13 protein-coding genes are annotated in these 19,413 nt (G+C 64.2%); all 13 read right to left on the reverse strand.

What is annotated here, in order from left to right:
- Positions 1–59: 59 nt before the first annotated feature.
- The 13 genes from COLINT_RS03575 to COLINT_RS08135 all read right to left on the reverse strand — a co-directional run bounded on the left by COLINT_RS03575 (position 60) and on the right by COLINT_RS08135 (position 19,275).
- On the reverse strand, positions 60–2,084 hold the full coding sequence (locus tag COLINT_RS03575) for a ribonuclease R family protein (RefSeq protein ID WP_006723004.1): 2,025 nt from the start codon (positions 2,082–2,084) through the stop codon (positions 60–62).
- Positions 2,085–2,453: 369 nt separating this feature from the next.
- Entirely contained in the window at positions 2,454–3,401 is a 948-nt protein-coding gene (gene ftsX, locus COLINT_RS03580; protein WP_006723006.1) for a permease-like cell division protein FtsX, read from the reverse strand.
- On the reverse strand, positions 3,388–4,602 hold the full coding sequence (gene ftsE, locus COLINT_RS03585; RefSeq protein ID WP_006723007.1) for a cell division ATP-binding protein FtsE: 1,215 nt from the start codon (positions 4,600–4,602) through the stop codon (positions 3,388–3,390). The genes ftsX and ftsE overlap by 14 nt, the downstream gene beginning before the upstream one ends.
- A 138-nt stretch (positions 4,603–4,740) precedes the next feature.
- Positions 4,741–5,628 carry a YitT family protein gene (locus COLINT_RS03590; RefSeq protein ID WP_006723008.1) on the reverse strand — a complete coding sequence of 296 codons (888 nt, stop codon included), beginning with the start codon at positions 5,626–5,628 and terminating at the stop codon, positions 4,741–4,743.
- 5 nt (positions 5,629–5,633) lie between these two features.
- Complete coding sequence (prfB, locus tag COLINT_RS03595; RefSeq protein WP_006723009.1) at positions 5,634–6,767, reverse strand: peptide chain release factor 2; 1,134 nt, start codon at positions 6,765–6,767, stop codon at positions 5,634–5,636.
- On the reverse strand, positions 6,767–9,751 hold the full coding sequence (secA, locus tag COLINT_RS03600; RefSeq protein WP_006723010.1) for a preprotein translocase subunit SecA: 2,985 nt from the start codon (positions 9,749–9,751) through the stop codon (positions 6,767–6,769). Before secA ends, prfB begins: the two co-directional genes overlap by 1 nt.
- A gap of 268 nt (positions 9,752–10,019) precedes the next feature.
- A complete protein-coding gene (gene rpmE, locus COLINT_RS03605; protein ID WP_006723011.1) occupies positions 10,020–10,451 on the reverse strand; it encodes a 50S ribosomal protein L31 in 432 nt (143 codons plus the stop codon).
- A 162-nt stretch (positions 10,452–10,613) separates the two neighbouring features.
- A complete protein-coding gene (locus COLINT_RS03610; protein ID WP_006723012.1) occupies positions 10,614–12,062 on the reverse strand; it encodes a citrate synthase in 1,449 nt (482 codons plus the stop codon).
- 107 nt (positions 12,063–12,169) lie between these two features.
- On the reverse strand, positions 12,170–12,457 hold the full coding sequence (locus COLINT_RS03615; protein ID WP_006723013.1) for an ACT domain-containing protein: 288 nt from the start codon (positions 12,455–12,457) through the stop codon (positions 12,170–12,172).
- Between the two features lie 144 nt (positions 12,458–12,601).
- Positions 12,602–13,402, reverse strand: a complete 801-nt coding sequence (locus COLINT_RS03620; RefSeq protein ID WP_006723014.1) for a Cof-type HAD-IIB family hydrolase — start codon at positions 13,400–13,402, stop codon at positions 12,602–12,604.
- Positions 13,403–13,571: 169 nt separating this feature from the next.
- Positions 13,572–15,413: an adenine deaminase gene (locus COLINT_RS03625; protein ID WP_006723015.1), complete on the reverse strand. Its 1,842-nt coding sequence runs from the start codon at positions 15,411–15,413 to the stop codon at positions 13,572–13,574.
- A gap of 249 nt (positions 15,414–15,662) precedes the next feature.
- Positions 15,663–16,877 carry a tyrosine--tRNA ligase gene (gene tyrS / locus COLINT_RS03630; RefSeq protein WP_006723016.1) on the reverse strand — a complete coding sequence of 405 codons (1,215 nt, stop codon included), beginning with the start codon at positions 16,875–16,877 and terminating at the stop codon, positions 15,663–15,665.
- Between the two features lie 199 nt (positions 16,878–17,076).
- Positions 17,077–19,275: a peptidase U32 family protein gene (locus COLINT_RS08135; protein WP_006723017.1), complete on the reverse strand. Its 2,199-nt coding sequence runs from the start codon at positions 19,273–19,275 to the stop codon at positions 17,077–17,079.
- Between the last annotated feature and the right edge of the window lie 138 nt (positions 19,276–19,413).

Here is a 19,413-nt window from a genome sequence, read left to right on the forward strand (position 1 = left end):
TCTCAGTGTAGCGCACGGAGCGGACGGGCGCGACGCCCCACCGCTTAAGCCAAAGTCAACTACGACGCCGACCCGCTCACGTGAAGCAGCTTGAGGTCAAGGTGTCCGCGCAGGACGTTCACGCTCGCAACCTCCACCACCACACGGCAGCCGAGGCCGACCCTCGTCCCCGTCGACTCGCCCGTGAGTGTGAGGCGCACATCGTCGAAATCCCACCACTCGGCACCCAGGGCGTTCATGCGGATCAGCCCCTCCGCACCTGTCGCATCGAGACGAACGAATGCACCGAGGTCGGAGATCCAAGAGACGGTTCCCGTGTCCCGCTCTCCAATACGACCGGCGTACAACTGCGCAACCTTCACCTTCTGCGAGGCGTTCGCAGCCGCATCGGCCGCTCGCTCGTTGTCACTCGCCTGTCGGCAGAGCTGCGGGCAAATCGCCCCGAGCGCCTGCGGACCCTTGCCCGTGAGTCGCGGAGCACGAGCAGCCGCCTCCTTCTTCCCAAGCTCATGCTTGGCGAGGGCGACCTTGAGAACGCGATGCGCAATCAGATCGGGGTATCGGCGAATCGGACTGGTGAAATGGCAGTACGCCCGAGCACCGAGGGCGTAGTGACCCTCGTTATGAGATTTGTACACGGCTCGCTGCTGAGCGCGCAGGAGCAGCGCATTGACCTGTGGGGCAAACGCCGTGCCCGCCGCATCCTCGACCGCCGCGTTAATAGCGCGAGGGTCGCCGAGCATGATGCCCGCAGCGAGCCCACCCTCCACGGCCCCGAGTTCCGTGAGCGTTTTGGCCGCCGAGGCCAAGCTGTCGGGAGAGGGGTCCTCATGAACGCGATAGGCAGAAACCAGATCGCGATCGGCCAGGAACTCGGCGACGCATTCGTTGGCGAGCAGCATGGCCTCCTCGACCAGGCTCGTCGCGGCCGTGCGCTCGCGCGTGACGATATCGACGGGCATGCCCGCCTCATCGAGCAGGACGTGGACCTCCGGCGTGTCGAAGTCGATCGAGCCCCGCTTGTGGCGGATCTCACGGCGTGCACGGGCCAGTGCATCGGCGTTGCGAAGGAATGCGCGCAGGTCCACGCCGTTGTCGCGAGCGGCTTCCACGGCAAGCTCGGCGCGTCCACGTGCCGCGGCGTCGAGTGCGGCGCCATCCGGCTCGCCCTCCCGCAGCAGCGCGTCGGCCGCACCGTAATCCATGCGCACGCGAGAGCGAATCACGCTCGGATAGGGCTCGTACGTCCGCACGCGACCCTGGGCGTCGAGCTCGATGTCGACCGTGAAGGCAAGACGGTCCTCATCGGGCCGCAAAGAGCATAGGTCGTTGCACAGACGCTCAGGCAACATGGGCAGCACGCGATCGGCCAGGTACACCGAGGTCGAGCGGCGGCGCGCCTCGAGGTCTATGGCGCTCTCCCAGTCGACGTAGTGCGAGACGTCCGCGATGTGCACACCGAGCATCCATCCGCCGCGAACCGTGCGCGCGACGGAAATGGCATCGTCGAAATCGCGCGCATCCACCGGGTCGATGGTTATAGCGAAGCGGTCACGGATATCACGACGCAGTGGATCGGCCAGGGCGCCTTCGACATCGACCGCAAGCGACGCAGCCTCGTCGACCGCTGCCTGCGGATAGCCGTCCACGAGCCCATAACGGGCCATGACGCACTCGATGCCCAGACTCGGCTCGTTGGCATCGCCGATGCGCCGCTCGAGCGTCACCACGCCGGACTCCGTGCGCGACGGATAGTCCACGATGCGCGCGGACACGATGTCGCCCGGCTCCACACCCAAACGCCGCGGGGAATCGTCGGCTGGCAGCACGAAGAAATCCTGCTTGATGCGCGCGTCAAGCGGGCGCACGGCGCCCAACGGCCCCGCAGGCTCGAACACGCCCACAATCGCCGCGACGGCACGATCGATCACGTGCTCCACAACGGCACGACGGGCTCCGCCCTTGCCGCGATGCAAACTCACATATACGCGATCTCCCGGCATGGCCTCGCGCATGGAGCGCGATCCCAGGCGATACACGCCCTCGGCCGTCTCCACCTCAGCGCGAGCGTCATACACCCGCACCGTTCCCGTCAGTCCCGGAAGCCTCCGCGACCGAGCGGGCCCACGCCGTCCGTTCTTCGAATGTCTACCTCTACCCATGCATTCCTTTCAATCACAGGGTGAAATCTAAGCTACCGCCCCTTTTACCCAACCCAACAAGCCCCTGCCCGGTCCGCACCAAAAGCCAAGCCGCCGAAGCCAAGGCATCACCAGGGCCAACATCACCCCCACGACCATGCCCAACACGCGCGCAGCATCGTGAGAGCAGGAGACCCCCTGGGACATCCCTAAGTAAACATTCCGCAGACCGACGAGCATAGCTCGCCGGTCAAGGACGTTTACGTGGGATATCCCAGGGGGTCTCCGATGGGATCGAACAATGTTCGCGCGCTACACCTTGAGGTAGCGCCTCATGGCGATAGCCGAGCCGAACAGGCCGATGATCACGCCGAGCAGCACAAGCGAGCCGTACGTTGCGAAGTAGATGTTCATCGGCACGGCGAAGCTCATCCAACTGATGCTCTCAGCAACCTTGGGGATGACGAGGTTGCGGAACAGCTCAAGCACGCCGATGGAGAACAGGGCGCCGAGCAGGGCCTGCAGCACACCCTCGGTGATAAAGGGCCCGCGGATGAAGCCGTTGGAGGCGCCGACGAGACGCATGATGGCGATCTCGCGACGACGGGCGGTGATGGACAGACGGATGGTGTTGTTGATGAAGATGAACGCCACGAAGGTGAGCAGGGCAACCAACACCACAGCGGCCACGCGAATGTAGCCAGTCAGCTGGAAGAGGCGACCGACCTCCTCCTGACCATAACGAACGTTCTCAGCCACATCGGCGTCTTTGTCGTCGACCTCGGGATCGGCGTCATCGACGATCTTGCGGAAGCCCGAATCGTCCTTGATCTTCTCGGCCATGGCCTCGACCTGGGACGGGTCCTCCATCTCGATGCGGAAGGAGCGCGGCAGGGGGTTCTGACCGTCCAGAGCGGAAAGCGTCGCGTCGGCGTTGCCGGAGATGGTGGAGCTGTACTCCTCCAGCGCGTCCTCCTTGCTCACGAACTCGACGTTCTTGACGTTGTCCATGCGCTCGAGCTCATCCTGGTAATCCTCGACATCCTCATCGGAAGCGCTGTCGGAGATGTAAGCCTGGATGGTCACCTGGTCCTCGACGTTGCCGATCGCGGAGTTCACCAGCACGGAGCCGATGATGAACAGGCCGATGATGAACAGCGACAGGAAGATAGTGATGACGGCGCCGAAGGACGTCGTCCAGTTGCGGAAGAAGTGGCGGAAAGCCTCTTTGATGGAATAGCCGAAATTAGAAGGCGCCATAGTTGCCGTAGCCTCCCCTCTCCTGGTCGCGGATCACGCGGCCGCCCTCGAGGGCGATGACGCGGCGCTGCATGGAGTCGACCATCGCGCGGTCATGCGTGGCCACGATCACGGTCGTGCCGGTGCGGTTGATGCGCTCGAGGAGCTTCATGATGCCCAGCGAGATCGCAGGGTCGAGATTGCCCGTGGGCTCGTCGCAGATGAGCAGCGGCGGGCGGTTGACCATGGCGCGGGCAACGGAGACGCGCTGCTGCTCGCCACCGGAGAGCTGATCGGGCAGGGAGTCCATCTGCTCGGCCAGGCCGACCAGGCGCAGCACCTCGGGAACCTGGGCCTTGATGACGGCCTTGGGCTTGCCGATGCACTGCAGGGCGAACGCCACGTTCTCGTAAGCCGTGCGATTGGGCAGGAGCTTGTAGTCCTGGAACACGGCGCCGATCTGACGGCGGAGGAACGGGATCTTGCGGTTCTTGATCTTCATGAGGTCCTGGCCCGCGACGATCACGCGGCCGCTCGTGGGCTTGACGTTGCGAAGCATCGTGTTGAGCAGCGTGGTCTTGCCGGAACCGGAGTGACCGACGAGAAAGACGAACTCACCGGGATAGATCTCGAGGTTCACGTCGTCCAGCGCGGGCTTGTTGGGCTGCGCGGGGTAGACCTTGGTGACGTGCTCCATGAGGATCACGGGCTCGACACCAGCCTCGCGGGCCTGGCGGGCACGGGAATCCTCGACCGGGGCGAACACCGTGGTGAAGTCGGGGTTGTTAGCGAGCGCCGCGTCCAGGGATGCGACCTCATCTGCCTGATCGGCGGTGATGACGCCGGAGGCGGGACCGGCCTGCGTCATGAAGACACCGGGCTGGGCGGTCTCCTGGGGCGCCGGCACAGCGGGATCCATCGGCGAGGGGATGTTCGGGCGCGAGGCCGGGACATCCTCGGGCGAGGGAACGCTGAACAGGGGATTGGCGGCAGCCTGAGGCGCCGCGGCCGCCTCGCGCTGGTGCAAGGGCGCAAAGCCCTCAGCCGAGGCAATGTCGGCGGCAGGTGCGGAGGCATCGAATACGGAATGCTGGACAGGCTGCTCAAACAGGCGGTCCTGCGCGGAGGACGAAGGCTCGGCGTGCGACGGCGCGGGCGTGCCGACCTGCGGCACCTGCGGCGTCACCGGCTCTTCGCTCGGCGTACGGAAGTGGTTACCCACTAGAGCTCCTTAGAGTCGTGCGTTTGAACTACAGACTTGAATATTTTAGCAAGATGGGGCCGCTACCATCAAAGCAACACGGCAGACGCGCCCGCCTCAATTTAGGGACTATCCCTACATTGAGGTCCGTGGCGCGCGCTAGCCGACGGACTTGAAGCCGTAGCCGATGGCCTCGTTCACGTCGGTGATGATGAGCATCGCGTCGGCATCGTGCTCGTAAACGATGGTCTTGATGATCGAGATCTCGCGACGGGAAAGCACGAAGAACAGGACCGGACGGTCCTTCTTGGTCCAGGAACCCTGAGCCATCAGGCGCGTGCATCCGCGGTCCATGGCATGCAGGATGTCGTGCTCGATATCCTCGAAATGGTCGGAGATGATGAATGCGGCGCGCTGGGTGTTGCCGCCGTCGACGACCATATCCACTACATAGCCCATGAGCACCATGGACAGGGCTGCGTACAATGCGTTGGCAACCGAGAACACCGGCGCCGACGCCGCACACACCGCCACGTCGATCGCCATGACCGTGGCGCCCACGGGCAGGGAGCTCTTGCGAGCGATGATCTGGCCGATGGTATCCGACCCACCCGTGTTGGCGCCGCAGCGGAACACCAGGCCGTAACCGATGCCCGACACGATGCCGCCCCACAGCGCCGAAAGCATGATGTCCTCATGCTGCAGGTGCAGGACGAACGGGGCGAACAGGTCGGTGAAGAAGCCGAAGAGCACAAAACCGGTGACGGTCTGCACGACGTACTTGAGGCCACCGGAGCGCACCACCACAAGCAGCAGCAGCGCGTTCATGACGATGGTCTGTATACCGACGGGCAGGCTGATGCCGGCCCTACGGCCGAGCTCGGCGATGATGGTTGCAAGACCGGTGAGCCCGCCTGCCGCGAGACCGTTGGGAATCATGAACACGTCCGTGGCGAACGCAGCGATGGCGCAACCGAGCATGATGGCCGGCAGGTCACGCATGAATTGAGATTGAATGATGCGGTTGATGTCGATACGCCGTGCCATGTGCCCTACTCCGCCTGCTCGGTTGCCCAACGGTGATACCCGATGATGAACGGGTCCAGGTCGCCATCCTCCAGCACGCCGTCGACGTTACTCGTCTCCACGCCGCAGCGCAGGTCCTTCACCATCTGATACGGATACAGGACGTAGCTGCGAATCTGGTTGCCAAAGCCGATCTCAGTCTTGGGACCTCGAATCTCGTCGAGCGTGTCCTCGCGCTTCTGCAGTTCGAGCTCGTAGAGGCGAGCCTTCAGGATCTGCATGCACGCGGCCTTGTTCTGAATCTGGCTGCGCTCGTTTTGACAGGTGACCACGATGCCCGTGGGGATGTGCGTCACGCGGACCGCGGAGTCGGTGGTGTTGACGCCCTGGCCACCGGGGCCACTCGCATGGTAGACGTCCACACGAATATCGTCGGGCGCAACCTCGATCTGGATGTCATCGGGAAGAACGGGAATGACCTCGACGCCGGCGAAGGTGGTCTGGCGGCGCTTCTTGGCATCCGTGGGGCTGATGCGCACCAGGCGGTGCACACCGGCCTCAGCGCGAAGCATGCCGAACGCGTCCTTGCCCTCGACCGTGATGGTGGCTCGGTCGATACCGATGACTTCGGCGGCGGGGCAATCGTTGACCGTGACCTTCCAACCGCGGCGGGCGCAGTACTTCATGTACATCTTGAACAGCATGAAGGTCCAATCCTGGGCCTCCAGGCCACCCTGCCCGGGCTTGATGGACAGAATCGCGCTGCCATGGTCGAATTCACCGGTGAACCAGCTGGAGAGCTCCATCTCATCGATGGAGTGCGTGAGTTCGGCAGCGGCCTCGGTGGCCTCGGCGACGAATTCAGCGCCGCCCTCCTCCCCCATCTCCTCGGCGAGCTCGAGGGCGGCGCGGGCGTCGGACAGGCGCTCACGCGCGCCATCCACAAGCGCCACGTCACCCTTCACCTGGGCGAGCTCGGCCATGTGCGCGCGAGCCGCATCGGCATCGTCCCAAAAACCGGGGGCGGCGCTCGCCTGCTCCAATTCGCCCACGCGGCCGCGGGCCTCATCGATGTGCAGATATGCCTCGACCTCGGTAAGGCGCGCCTCGAGGGCGTCCAGATCGGCGGGGGTCACAACGCTGCGGCTCTCATCGGCCATTAGCGGTTCCTGCCATGGCAGTTCTTGAACTTCTTGCCGCTGCCACAGGGGCAGGGATCATTGCGGCCCACGTTGGCATACGGGTCGCCGCTCTCGTCCTTGCGATACGTGCGCACGGTGGAGCCGGCCGTGCCATCGGCACCCTGCGGGGCATGACCGGCGCCGGCGGTGGCAGCCTGCTGGGCGGCGTGCTGCTGGATGGTCGAAGAGCCGGTGTCGCCGTCGACCTCGGCCGGGCCGCTCATGCGGACACCGGACAGGGCCGGGGCCTTCTCGGCCTCAAGACGGTTGCGGACCGCACCCGGGTCCTTGAACTCGGTGCGCAAAACGGTGCGAAGATAATCCTCGTACATGGTGTCAACCAACATGCGGAAGGCACGGAAGGCCTCCGTCTTGTACTCGACGAGAGGATCGCGCTGGCCGAAGCCGCGCAGGCCGATACCCTGCTTGAGGTAGTCCATCTCCTGCAGGTAGCCCATCCAGCGCGTGTCGATCACGCGCAGCATGACCTGACGGTCGAGCTCGCCCATGAGGTCGGAGCCCAGGCGCTCGGCCTTGGCGTCGTACATGTGCTTCACAAAGTCGAGGACCTGCTCGCACAGAGCGTTGTAGGGCGCATCTTCGAACGCGGGGGCGTCCGGGCGTCCGGTGAGCTCGACGACCCACTTATGCAGACCCTCGAGATCGCGCTCGCCATCATGGGAGTCGACGGGGCAGAACTCCGTCACACAGCGGTTGATGGTGTCGCCAATGACCTCGTCGATATGATCGGAGAGGTCCTTGCCATCCAGGATCTTGTTACGCTCGGCGTAAATGACCTGACGCTGCTTGTTCATGACGTCGTCATACTCGAGAACGTTCTTACGCATGGAGAAGTTGATGTTCTCGACCTTGCGCTGGGCACCCTCGACGGCCTTGGAAATCATCTTGTGCTGGATGGGCATGTCGTCGCCCATCTCGGTGGCGACCATGAGGTTGGAGATCTTCTCCATGCGCTCGCCGCCGAACATACGCATGAGGTCGTCCTCGAGCGAAAGGTAGAACTGAGTCTCACCCGCGTCGCCCTGACGGCCGGCGCGGCCGCGAAGCTGGTTGTCGATACGACGAGATTCGTGGCGCTCGGTGCCAATGACAGTCAAACCGCCAGCCGCGACAACGCGATCGTGCTCGGCACGGCACATGGCGGCCATCTTGTCGCCGATCTGCTCGCGCTTGAGGGCGATATCGGCGAGCTGCTCGGCGGTGATATCGATGCCGAGCTCCTGCAGGCCGGTGAGCATGAGCGGGAAGCCCTCGCGCTCGGCGGGCTCGCCCACGCGCTCGGCACCGCGCTCGATGCCATCCACGAGCTCCCAGTTCGCCTCGCGCAGAATGCGCTCGACAACCGTGGCGTCCACGCCAAAGTCGAAGCCCATGAGCTCCTCGACGGTCATCTCCTCGGCATTGCCACCGAGCAAGATGTCCGTACCACGGCCGGCCATGTTGGTGGCGATGGTCACGGCGCCCAGGCGACCGGCCTGAGCGACGATCTGAGCCTCGCGCTCATGGAACTTGGCGTTCAGGACCTCGTGCTTGATGCCGCGCTTGTTGAGCAGGCGAGACAGACGCTCGGAGCTCTCGATGGACACGGTGCCCACCAAGACGGGCTGACCGGCAGCATGGCGCTGCTCGATCTCATCGGCGACCGCGTTGAACTTGGCGTCGATGGTGCGGTACACCAGGTCGTCGTGATCGACGCGGGCGACGGGGCGGTTGGTGGGGATGACCTGAACGGGCAGGTTGTAGATCTCGCGGAACTCGGCATCCTCGGTGATGGCCGTACCGGTCATGCCGGAGAGCTTGTCGTAGAGGCGGAAGTAGTTCTGCAGGGTGATGGTGGCCAGCGTCTGGTTCTCCTCGCGGACCAGCACGCCCTCTTTGGCCTCGATGGCCTGATGCAGGCCCTCGGAGTAGCGACGGCCCTCCATGATGCGGCCGGTGAACTCATCGACGATCTTGACCTCGCCGTTGGTCACCACGTACTGCTTGTCGCGGTGGAACATGTACTGGGCTTTGAGCGCCTGCTGCAGATGGTTGACGAGGGCGCCGGACAGATCGCTGTAGATATCTTCGATACCGAGGCGCTGCTCGATCTTCTTCAGGCCCTGCTCGGTGGCGGCGATGGTGTGCTTGGCCTCGTCCATGACGAAGTCACCGGTGGCCTCGACCGCCTCACCGGAAAGCATGTCGAAATTGACCTCCTCACCCTGAGTGAGGCCGCGGACGGCGCGGGCGAAATCCTTGTAGGTGCTGGCACTCTTGGTGCCGGCACCGGAGATGATGAGGGGCGTGCGCGCCTCATCGATCAAGATGGAGTCAACCTCGTCGACGATGGCGAATGCGTGGCCGCGCTGAACGCGCTGACCGGCGCGCAGAACCATGTTGTCACGCAGGTAGTCGAAACCGAACTCGGAGTTGGTGCCGTATGTGACATCGGCATCGTAAGCGCGGCGCTTCTGATCGAGCGGCATGCCATTCTGCAGCAGACCGACCTCGAGCTTGAGGAAGCGGTAGATATGGCCCATCCACTCGGAGTCGCGCTTGGCGAGATAGTCGTTGACGGTGACGATATGGACGCCCTTACCGGCGAGTGCGTTGAGATAGCCGGCAAGCGTGGAGACGAGGGTCTTGCCCTCGCCCGTCTTCATCTCGGAAATCATACCGTCATGCAGAGCCATTCCGCCGATGAGCTGCACGTCGAAATGGCGCAGGCCGAGCGTGCGGCGAGAGGCCTCACGCACAACGGCGAAAGCATCGGGCAGCAGGTCGTCGAGGGTCTCCCCCGCTGCGAGTCGCTCGCGCAGGACCCTCGTCTGATCCTGGAGCTCCTCGGAGTCCATGGCCTGGTACTTGGGCTCGAGACCGTTGATGGCATCGACGGTCTTCCAATAACGCTTCAGGTCCTTGTCGGCGCCGAAGGAGAGCAGCTTAGAAACGAATCCCATTTGGTTTCCTCTTCACGATGACCCATACACACGCACACGGAGCATCCGCATGCTGCTATGCATGGGGCATAGACACAATTAAGGAAACTTTAGCCAAATGGAACGCATACTATGCGCAAGATATACGTCCTCACAGGGAAACTATCTCCGTAGCGCTTATGGCCCCTCGAACGCCCGCGTCGTAGCACATGTCTCGCGCACATATATGCATAAAGCCCCGCACCCAAACGGGCACGGGGCTTTATGCGTACGTCATGCCAGACGAAAGCTACTCGGCAGCAGCCTCGGTCTCGACCTCGGCCTCAGCGGCGGTCTCCTCGACAGGAGCCTCCTCGGCCTTCTTGGCGGCCTCAGCGGCAGCCTTCTTCTCGTACTCAGCGGCACGCTTGGCCTTCTCGGCAAGCTTGGCCTCGCGCTCGGCAGCCTTCTTGGCAGCGGCCTCCTCGGCAGCGGCCTGCTTGGCGGCCTTCTTGGCGGCCTCGCGCTCGAGGGCGGCCTGAGCGGCGCCACCGAACTTGTCGGCGAAGCGCTGGACGCGTCCACCGGTGTCGACGAACTTCTGCTGGCCGGTGTAGAACGGGTGGCACTCGTTGCAGAGCTCGACCTGGATCTCGGACTTGGTGGAATGGGTCTTGAAGGTGTTGCCGCAGCTGCAGCGCACCGTGCACTCCACATACTCGGGATGGATGCCAGACTTCATGGCAGGGCTCCTCTTCTGGTCGCGTCCTGGTTACCGACCAGGACAAAGGGGTGACTTGGTTTCCGACCAAGTCAAAATATCTTGTCAATGCTACCACACCGACAAGGAAAGGGGACGGGTGCACAAAAGCACCACGTCCCCAATTCGGCAGACGACGCGTCCCTATCCCGCGATACAGCCGCGGTACTTGGCGCGCTTGTCCAGCGGAATGTACTCACCGGACTCGAGCACCGAGCGATATGCCGGACGGATGATGCGGTGAGCGCAAATGAGCTCCTCCATGCGGTGGGCAGCCCAGCCCGCGGTACGGGCGACGGCGAACAGCGGCGTGAACATGGCCTCGGGAATTCCAAGCATCTTGTAGATGAAACCGGTGTACAAGTCGATGTTCGCGCAGATGGGCTTGGTGGTGCCGCGGACATCGACCATCACCTGGGGCGCGAGCTTCTCGATGCGCTCAATGAGCTCGAACTCCGCCCCCATGCCCTTGGCGTTCGCAAGGCCGCGGGCGTAGCGCTTGCACAGCACCGCACGCGGGTCGGAAAGCGTGTAGACCGCGTGTCCCATGCCGTAGATGAGGCCGCTGCCGTCGAACGCCTGGCGGCGCAGGATCTTTTCGAGATAGGCAGCCAGCTCGTCTTCGTTCTCCCAGTCACCAACGTTGGCGCGGATGTCCTCGTGCATCGCCATGACCTTGGCGTTGGCGCCGCCATGGCGCGGGCCCTTGAGCGAGCCGATCGCCGCGGCATAAGCGGAATAGGCATCCGTTCCGGAACTCGAAAGCACGCGGCAGGCGAAGGTGGAGTTGTTGCCACCGCCATGCTCCGCGTGAAGCATGAGCATGACGTCGAGAAGCATGGCATCTTCACGCGTGTAACCGTCCTCGCCGCGCAGGATCTGCAAGATCGCCTCGGCGGTCGAAAAACCCGCCTCGGGAATGGGGACAGACGCGCGTTTGCCGCTCACCTGGGCGCTATGGAAGGTCTGCGCGAACGCAGCCAGACGCGGCAAACGGGACAGCAGCGAGATCGCGACGTCGACCTCATGTTCGGGCGTGATGTTGTCGGGGTCTGCATCAAACGCGTACAGCAACAGAACGGCGCGCTGGAGCGCATTCATGATCGAGGGACTCACTGTGGTGATCGGGAACTGACGAACGAATTCGCTCGACAGGTGACGATAGGCACCGAGGCGGCCGTTGAAATCATCGAGTTCCTCGGCAGTCGGAAGCTCGCCGGTGATGAGTAGGTAGGCGACCTCCTCGTAGCCAAAGCGGCCCTCGGCCTGCGCATTGGTGATGAGATCCTCGATGTCGTAGCCGCGCAGGATCAGATGACCCTCATCGGGCACGACTTTCCCATCGACGCGCTTGTAGCCATGGACATCGGAGATGCGCGTGAGACCGGCAACGACGCCGGACCCGTCGACATTTCGCAGGCCGCGCTTGACGTCGTAGGCGTGGAAGATATCCTCACCGTATTCCTCCGAGGGAATGTCGTGATACAGGCGCTCGGACGCCCCGTCCACACGACGGCTCGCCTCGTAGTCGAGGACGAGGCGACTCAAGTGATCGTCAAAGCGATAGTAGATGTTATGCGCGTCGTAGGACATGGGGCTCCTTCTTTGACGAGCGCCCCGGCACGCGGCCGGGGCGGGCTGAACGAGTCTGGCGCAGCGAGCCGACGGATGGAGCAATGCCCATCCCGCGGCACATGCCGCTACAGGCGGTACATGAATTGGAAGACGTCCTCGCGCTGCATCTCGACCGTCACGCCGAGTGTCTCACCGGCGGAAACAAGCTCCTCCTGGAGCTGCGTGAAATCGAGCGTCGCGCTGGAAACGTCCGCGAGAAGCGTCATGGTGAAGATATCCTCGATGATGCTCTGGGTGATATCGCGAATATCCACGTTCGCCTCGGAGAGGATGCTCGTCACACCGGCGACGATCCCAGGGCGGTTCTTGCCAAGGACGGTGATGACCACGCGGCTGGAAGGTGTCTCTGTCATGAGGGGGTCCTTTCGAACGATGTGAGGCGGCGCAATCGACCTTGTGGTGAAGCGCACTCCATTGCGATGCAGTGCTCCTAGTCTATCCGATTTCGCCTCCGACCACGTACAATCCACGGTCGAGGGGGCGAAGGCTCTCGCCCGTTACAGAGATTCGAGAACGCGTCGCATCTCGGACTGCACCGCATGCTCGACATTGCTGCCGATCACGCGATCTGCCACGGCACGCAAGGCGGGTCTTCCGTTCGCCATCGCACAGCCCGTCCCCACAAAGCGGATGATCTCATAGTCGTTCATCGCGTCGCCGAACGCCATGACCTCGGACGCATCGATACCGTGATACTCCATGACCTGGGCGATGCCCGATGCCTTCGATATGCCTGGCTGCATGGCGTCGATGTAGGAACTACCCGAGGGGGCGAACGTGAAAAGGCCACCGAGCTCGCGCTGGAGCACGTAGGCGTTGTCCATCACGTTGCCGTCATCGCAGAAGATACTCGCTTTGATGATGCTCACCTGCGGCGAGGGCAGCTCGTAGATACGCTCGACATTGGGCAGGTCCTTATCGACTTCGCGCACGAACTTGTCCTCATCGTCGAGAAGATAGGACTTGGTCCGGTCGAACAGCGCCAGGTGCATGTTGGGGAACATGGCGACCGTCTTGGCGAGCCGACGAATCGCAAGGTGCGAATAGACCTCGCGATCGATCTGTACGCCATCGGCAAAGACCTGGGCGCCGTTGGACGCGACAAAATCCATACGGTCCTTCACCGGAGAGAAAAAATCGCAGAGGCGATCGTACCGGCGCCCGGAGCTCGCGACGAAACGCACGCCGCGCCCCCTCAGGGCGAGGATGAGGTCGAACGTCTCCGGCGGCACTTGGCCGTTTTCGTCGAGGAGCGTGCCATCCATATCGGAGGCGATGAGTTTTATCTTGCTGGCCATACGTGTGACCTCCCAAAATATCGGCAGGTCCGCGCGTCGGCAGACGCAATCGCACGGATCCTGCGGCTTCACCTTAGGGTACCCAGTCGGCCACGTCGCAAGCAGCCCCCATCAAAGGAGCTTCAAACCGAGGGCAGCTCAGGACGCTCGCTCAGGGCGCTTCAATCCCCTATGCGTACTGGAACCTGGTCACGTCGAACATGCCCTCGGGCCTGATGCGCAGGGTGGGAATGACGGGCAGCGGCAGGAAGATCATGCCCATGATCGGGTCGAGTGGAGGCTCGATGCCCATCGCGCGGGCCGCCCCCATGAAGGAATCGTGCTCGCGGGCGACTTCTTCCGCCGTCTTATCGCTCATGAGGCCGCCGAGCGGCAGGTCGATCTTGGCGACGACCTCGCCGTCCCGCACGAGAACGAAGCCGCCTTGCCCCACGGCCTCGACAGCCGCGAGCATGTCCGCCGGGTTGTCTCCCACCACGCAGACATTATGCGAATCGTGTCCGATGGTGCTCGCGATGGCCCCGCCCGTGATGGTAAAACCGCGCACCCAACCTTGGCCGATGTGCTTTCCCGCCAGCCCCGCGCCCGCAGGCCCGCCGCCGTCCACGCCGGCCCCTTGTGCCGCGACGCCGCGGCCATGACGCTCAATGAGCATGATGCGGCGTAGACCCTCATCCGTTTCCGGATGCGCCGTGCCGGTGACGGCGTTGCCGGGAAGCACGTCGATGACGGCCTCGCCGGGGCGGAATTCATAGGAAAAGACGTCGAGCGAGAGCTTGGGCAGATGGACGGTATCGCGCAGGCGGCCCTCCAGCTCAAGCAGGCCGCAGCGCGAGTCAACCGGGGCGACGCGTCCCACAAAGGCGCCGTCCTCGGCGACGAGCTCACCCGCACTGTACACGCGATGCGGCGGCTCGGTGAACGAGAGGTCGTCGAGCAGCAGGATGTCGGCGCGCTTGCCCGGGGCGATCGAGCCGCGGCGGACCTGCGCGCACAGCGTGCCGTGGTCGAGGCCGAAGACGTCCGCCGTGGAGAGCGTCGCCATGGAGATGGCGATCACCGGGTCGATCCCCTCCTCGACCGCCACGCGGCAAGCGTTATCAATCATGCCGATATTGAGCGCGTCCGAGGGGGCGCGATCGTCCGTCGCAAAACAGCAGCGACGCGCGAGCGCGGGGTTCTCGAGGATGATCGGAGCGAGGCTGGCGAGGTCGTGGCTGCAGGTGCCCTCGCGAAGCATCACGTACATGCCGCGGGAGAGCTCGTCGAGCGCCTCCTCCACCCCCGTGTTCTCGTGGTCGGCGATGACACCGGCCGCGACATAGGCGTTGAGGTCGTTGCCCGCCGTCATGGGCGCGTGACCGTCCACCTGGCCGGAGACGGTCTGCGCGCCGACCGCGATGCGGCGGCACGTCTCCTCGTCGGCGCCAAAGACCCCGGGGAGGTTCATCATCTCGCCCAGGCCGAAGATCGCGCCGCGATGTTCGTCCGTGAAGGCCCGCATATCCGCCGCAGTAATGACCGCACCCGCCTGCTCGTCGGGAAGGGCGGGGACACAGGAGGGCATCATGAACTTAATGTCGAGCGGCGCGCGCGAGGCGTCCTCAATCATGAACGCAAGGCCGTCGAGGCCGCACACGTTGGCGATCTCGTGGCTGTCGGCGATGGCGGTGGTGGTGCCGCGGGCGAGGGCCATGCGGGCATACTCAGCCGGGCGGATATTCGAGCTCTCGATATGCAGGTGGCCATCGATGAAGCCAGGGGCGAGGTAACGGCCCTGGCAGTCGACGACGCGCATCGCCTCCCATGCGGGAACGGAGGCGTCCTCGCAATCGCGACCCTCGAACAGCACGCCCGCGATGCAACCGGACTTCACCGCAACCTGTCCGCGCGCCACGCGCAAGCGATACACATCGACGATGCGCGCATTCACGAACACAAGGTCCGCCGGCGCACGGCCCTCGGCCACATCGATCAAAGCCTGCATGAGTTTGACCAGATCGGGTTCCATATCACGGCACCTGCCCTTCGCGCGCGTTCACATTTCACCCATGGTACCCACGCGCGCCCAATCGAAACGCACAAGAGGACCCGGCCAGCCGATTACCGGCCAGATCCCGTCACCGGCCCGCCATTGGCTCCCGCCCGTCATCGGAACCGAAGACGAATGGCCGCATTTCACAGAAAAAGGCCGGCCGGGAAACCGATCGACCTTTTGAATGTGCAATTTGCACCCGTCCCCTTTTACACAGGGCGGAGCTTAGACCAGGCGGGCGAACTTGCGCTTGCCGACCTGCAGGACCGTGCCGGGTTTGAGGGTCGCGGGGTCCACGTTGTAGGTCTTGGGCGCGATGGCCTCACCGTCGAGCTTGACGCCGCCGCCGTCGATGTCGCGACGAGCCTGACCGGCGCTCGGGACCAGACCGGCAGCCTGCAACACGGCGGGCAGGTACACGAGACCCTCGTCATTGACGGAGATCTCGACGGAAACCTCGGCAATGTCGGTGGGCAGGTCGTGATTCTTGTGAACGCGATCGAACTCGGCCTCGGCCGCCACGGCGTCCTCGGCGGAGTGATAGGTGGTCACCAAATCACGGCCAAGAGCGCGCTTGAGCTCGTAGGGGTTGGCGGAGCCGTCGGCCAGCGCGGCATCGATGGCGTCGACCTCGGCGGGCGCGAGCGAGCTTGCCAGGCGATAGTACTTGCCGATCATCTCGTCCGGAATCGACATGGTCTTACCGAACATATCGGCCGGCGCATCGGTGAGGCCGATGTAGTTGCCGTAGGACTTGGACATCTTGCGGGTGCCATCGGTGCCCTCGAGCAGCGGCATGGTAAGCGCGATCTGCGGCTCCATGCCCATCTTCTCCATGAGCTCACGGCCGGCGAGGAGGTTGAAAAGCTGGTCGCTGCCGCCCATCTCGACGTCGGCCTCGATCTTGACCGAGTCGTACGCCTGCATGATGGGGTACAGGAACTCGTGCAGCGCGATGGGCGTCTGGGACTGATAGCGCTTGGTAAAGTCATCGCGCTCGAGAATGCGGGCGACGGTGAACTTGGAGGCGATAGAGAGGAGCTCCTTGAGGTCCATGGGGAACATCCAGTCACCGTTGTGGACGATGGTCGTCTTCTCGGGGTCGAGGATCTTCATGGCCTGGGAGACGTAAGTCGCGGCGTTGGCCTCGACCTCCTCCTGGGTGAGCTGCGGGCGCGTGGAGTTCTTGCCGGACGGGTCGCCGATGGTGGCGGTGCCGTTGCCGATGATGAGGGTCACACGGTGGCCGAGGTCCTGGAACTGGCGCATCTTGCGCAGCGGGACGGCATGGCCGAGGTGAAGGTCCGGGCTCGTGGGGTCGACGCCCAGCTTGATGTTGAGCGGCACGCCGCGCTCGAGCTTCTTCTTGAGGTCGGCCTCGGGCACGATCTTGGAAGCGCCAGAGGTGATGATGCGCATTTGCTCGTCTACGGGCAACATGAGATGCACCTTTCCTGGAGGGTCATAGCACCCTCGCCGCGACCGCGCCCGGATGGCGCGAACGGGCGGTGCTGAGAAACGACAGATTAGTTAAGTTTAGCCGAACTGAACGAGCGTCTGCAATCACCCGTGACACGAGCGCCCACGCCTGCGCCGGGCACATCATGCGACGCCGACCCCATCACGGGCGGCACCGTCGTCACATGCGATACAGGCGCGTCCTGCCCTTCTCATCCACACGCACGGTAAGGCGCGCTCCCGAGCTTTTGCGATCGAGCTCGACGAGGAAGCGATCGCCCGTCCGACTCGCGAGGCGGCGCGGGCAGGTGGGACAGTTGTTCGAACATGGGCCCTCGGCAGTAAGCAGGCAGTGCTCTGTGATCATGAGGGGCGCCGAGCCGTCCGCCGCGATGTCGACGATGTCGCCCGGATGATGGTGCTCGACGGCGTGAGGGCTCTCCGCAGACTCCGCAGATGAGGCACCCGCCGCCCCGGCACAATGCATCCGAGCCGACGCGAGTTCCTCCGGCACGGGGTCTCCCGTCGCAGGGTCCCCCAATGCGGGGTCCTCCATCTGAGCCCTAACCGACGCGAGGTCCTTTATTGTGAGCTCCTCGGGGAGCCAAACGCGACGCGCACCGAGGCGGACCAGGACGCGAGCAGTCTCGGCGTTCCACACCTGCAGCGGCGACCCTACCTCCCAGGGTACACCGGCAGCACGAACCGTCGGAATCTGACCGATGTTGCGAACCACGACGGCGGGGGCTTCTCCGCGAACGACACGCTCACAAGCGGCTCGCACGCCCTCGAGGTCCTCGAGTCGGCAAACTTCGCCGAGGTCGACAGCGGTATGAGGCGATTTGCAAGCACCGCCCTCGCCCGGTTCGACCGTACCCGGCTCGACCGCGCACGCACCGCCCGCGCCCGGTTCGCCCACCGCCCCATTTTCTCGGCGACGGCGAACATGGGCAAAGCGAGCGGGTTCGGCAGACGCGCAATCGACGCCCAACTCGCTGGCAGCAATCCCTTCACGTCCGGCACCGGCTTCCGACGCCTCGAGACACGCCCCGGGCGCCACGCCCTCGGATTCTGCGGCGGCCAGGCGGACCTCCTCTTCGCGCATCTCCCGCACCGCGGCCTCGACCTCCAAAATCGTGCTCGCCGAGCGGACCACGTGCACGGCGCTGCCCGCCTCGACTTTTCGCTTGCAGGGAATGAGCACTTCCTCCCCCGAAGCCACATCGCGCGGGCACGGAACGATCGGCCAGCGCTTGGGGACGTCGGCCGGCGCATCGGGGCCGGGGGTCGAGCGAATCTCGAGCATGTCACCGGCAGCCAGCTCGCAGTCGAACGCCACCAGCGCCCCCTCGTAGCGCGGCTCCACAACATGCCCGACCCGCAGGCCCTGGTTGATAGCGCGCTCGACACTCATGAGATCGCTGCCGGTGGCAGCATGCCCGCCCTCGAGGTATCCCGAGGTGAAACCGCGGCTGAACGAACGTGCCAGGCACGCCTCCAACCCGTCGAGCTCGATATCGCCGAGCGTTCGACCTGCCAAGGCGGCATCGAGCGCCTCGCGATAGCATCGAACCACGTTGTACACATAGTCGGGGCTCTTCATGCGGCCCTCGATCTTGAATGCCGAGACACCTGCCTCGAGCATTTCGGCGATATGCCGGATACCAAGGTAATCGCGTGGGCACAGCAGGCGATCGCCATCGGGGCGCATCGCCTGCTCTTCCGCCGCACGCCCGCGTTCCCAGGCACCACCCGCAAGGACCGCGCCCGAGCCATCCTGCAACTCATAAGCCAGGCGACACGGCTGGGTGCAGTCGCCTCGATTTGCCGAACGGCCCCGCATCAAAGCTGAATATGAGCAGGCTCCGGAATAGCAGATGCAAATCGCCCCGTGGCAGAACGCCTCGATCTCAACGCCCGTGGCGCACAGCTCGGCCAACTCGGCCACCGACAGCTCACGGGCACACGTCACGCGCTCGACCCCGAGCTCGCGCGCGGCAAAGTCCACGGCGGCGGCGCACTGCGCGCCTGCCTGGGTGGACAGATGCAGCTCGGCATCGGGCAACGCGGCTCGGATACGAGCAATGAGGCCCATATCCGCGACGATTAGGGCGTCGGCGCCCGCGGCAAGCGCGCTGCCCGCCAGCGCCACGGCATCGCCGAGCTCGTCATCCCGCACGTACACGTTGAGCGTCACGTAGACACGCGCCCCGTGGGCGTGCGCCAGCACGCACGCCGAAGAGAGCTCCGCAAGCGAGAAGCCCCCGTTGGCCGCACGTGCGTTGAACGATCCGAGCCCCACGTAAACGGCATCGGCGCCGGCGGCTATCGCCGCCCGCAACGCGTCGGGAGTGCCCGCAGGCGCCAAAAGCTCAACCATATTCGCCCTTTCCCAGCATGTAATTTAGCTTAAGGACCCGACGCCACGCGGGCGCTGGTCCTCGCATGCGGTATCGTATCAGCTATCTATGTGTACGTGACCGGGCTCCTCGCCCGATTGGATCGCAGGAGGTCAACT

The organism is Collinsella intestinalis DSM 13280, assembly GCF_000156175.1.
Taxonomy (GTDB): Bacteria; Actinomycetota; Coriobacteriia; order Coriobacteriales; family Coriobacteriaceae; genus Collinsella; species Collinsella intestinalis.

Excerpts from the sequence above, each read along its gene's own strand:
- ftsX (WP_006723006.1), bottom strand. The coding sequence starts at position 3,401 with ATGGCGCCTTCTAATTTCGGCTATTCCATCAAAGAGGCTTTCCGCCAC.
- COLINT_RS03590 (WP_006723008.1), bottom strand. The coding sequence starts at position 5,628 with ATGGCACGGCGTATCGACATCAACCGCATCATTCAATCTCAATTCATG.
- prfB (WP_006723009.1), bottom strand. The coding sequence starts at position 6,767 with ATGGCCGATGAGAGCCGCAGCGTTGTGACCCCCGCCGATCTGGACGCC.
- secA (WP_006723010.1), bottom strand. The coding sequence starts at position 9,751 with ATGGGATTCGTTTCTAAGCTGCTCTCCTTCGGCGCCGACAAGGACCTG.
- rpmE (WP_006723011.1), bottom strand. The coding sequence starts at position 10,451 with ATGAAGTCTGGCATCCATCCCGAGTATGTGGAGTGCACGGTGCGCTGC.
- COLINT_RS03610 (WP_006723012.1), bottom strand. The coding sequence starts at position 12,062 with ATGTCCTACGACGCGCATAACATCTACTATCGCTTTGACGATCACTTG.
- COLINT_RS03615 (WP_006723013.1), bottom strand. The coding sequence starts at position 12,457 with ATGACAGAGACACCTTCCAGCCGCGTGGTCATCACCGTCCTTGGCAAG.
- COLINT_RS03620 (WP_006723014.1), bottom strand. The coding sequence starts at position 13,402 with ATGGCCAGCAAGATAAAACTCATCGCCTCCGATATGGATGGCACGCTC.
- COLINT_RS03625 (WP_006723015.1), bottom strand. The coding sequence starts at position 15,413 with ATGGAACCCGATCTGGTCAAACTCATGCAGGCTTTGATCGATGTGGCC.
- tyrS (WP_006723016.1), bottom strand. The coding sequence starts at position 16,877 with ATGTTGCCCGTAGACGAGCAAATGCGCATCATCACCTCTGGCGCTTCC.
- COLINT_RS08135 (WP_006723017.1), bottom strand. The coding sequence starts at position 19,275 with ATGGTTGAGCTTTTGGCGCCTGCGGGCACTCCCGACGCGTTGCGGGCG.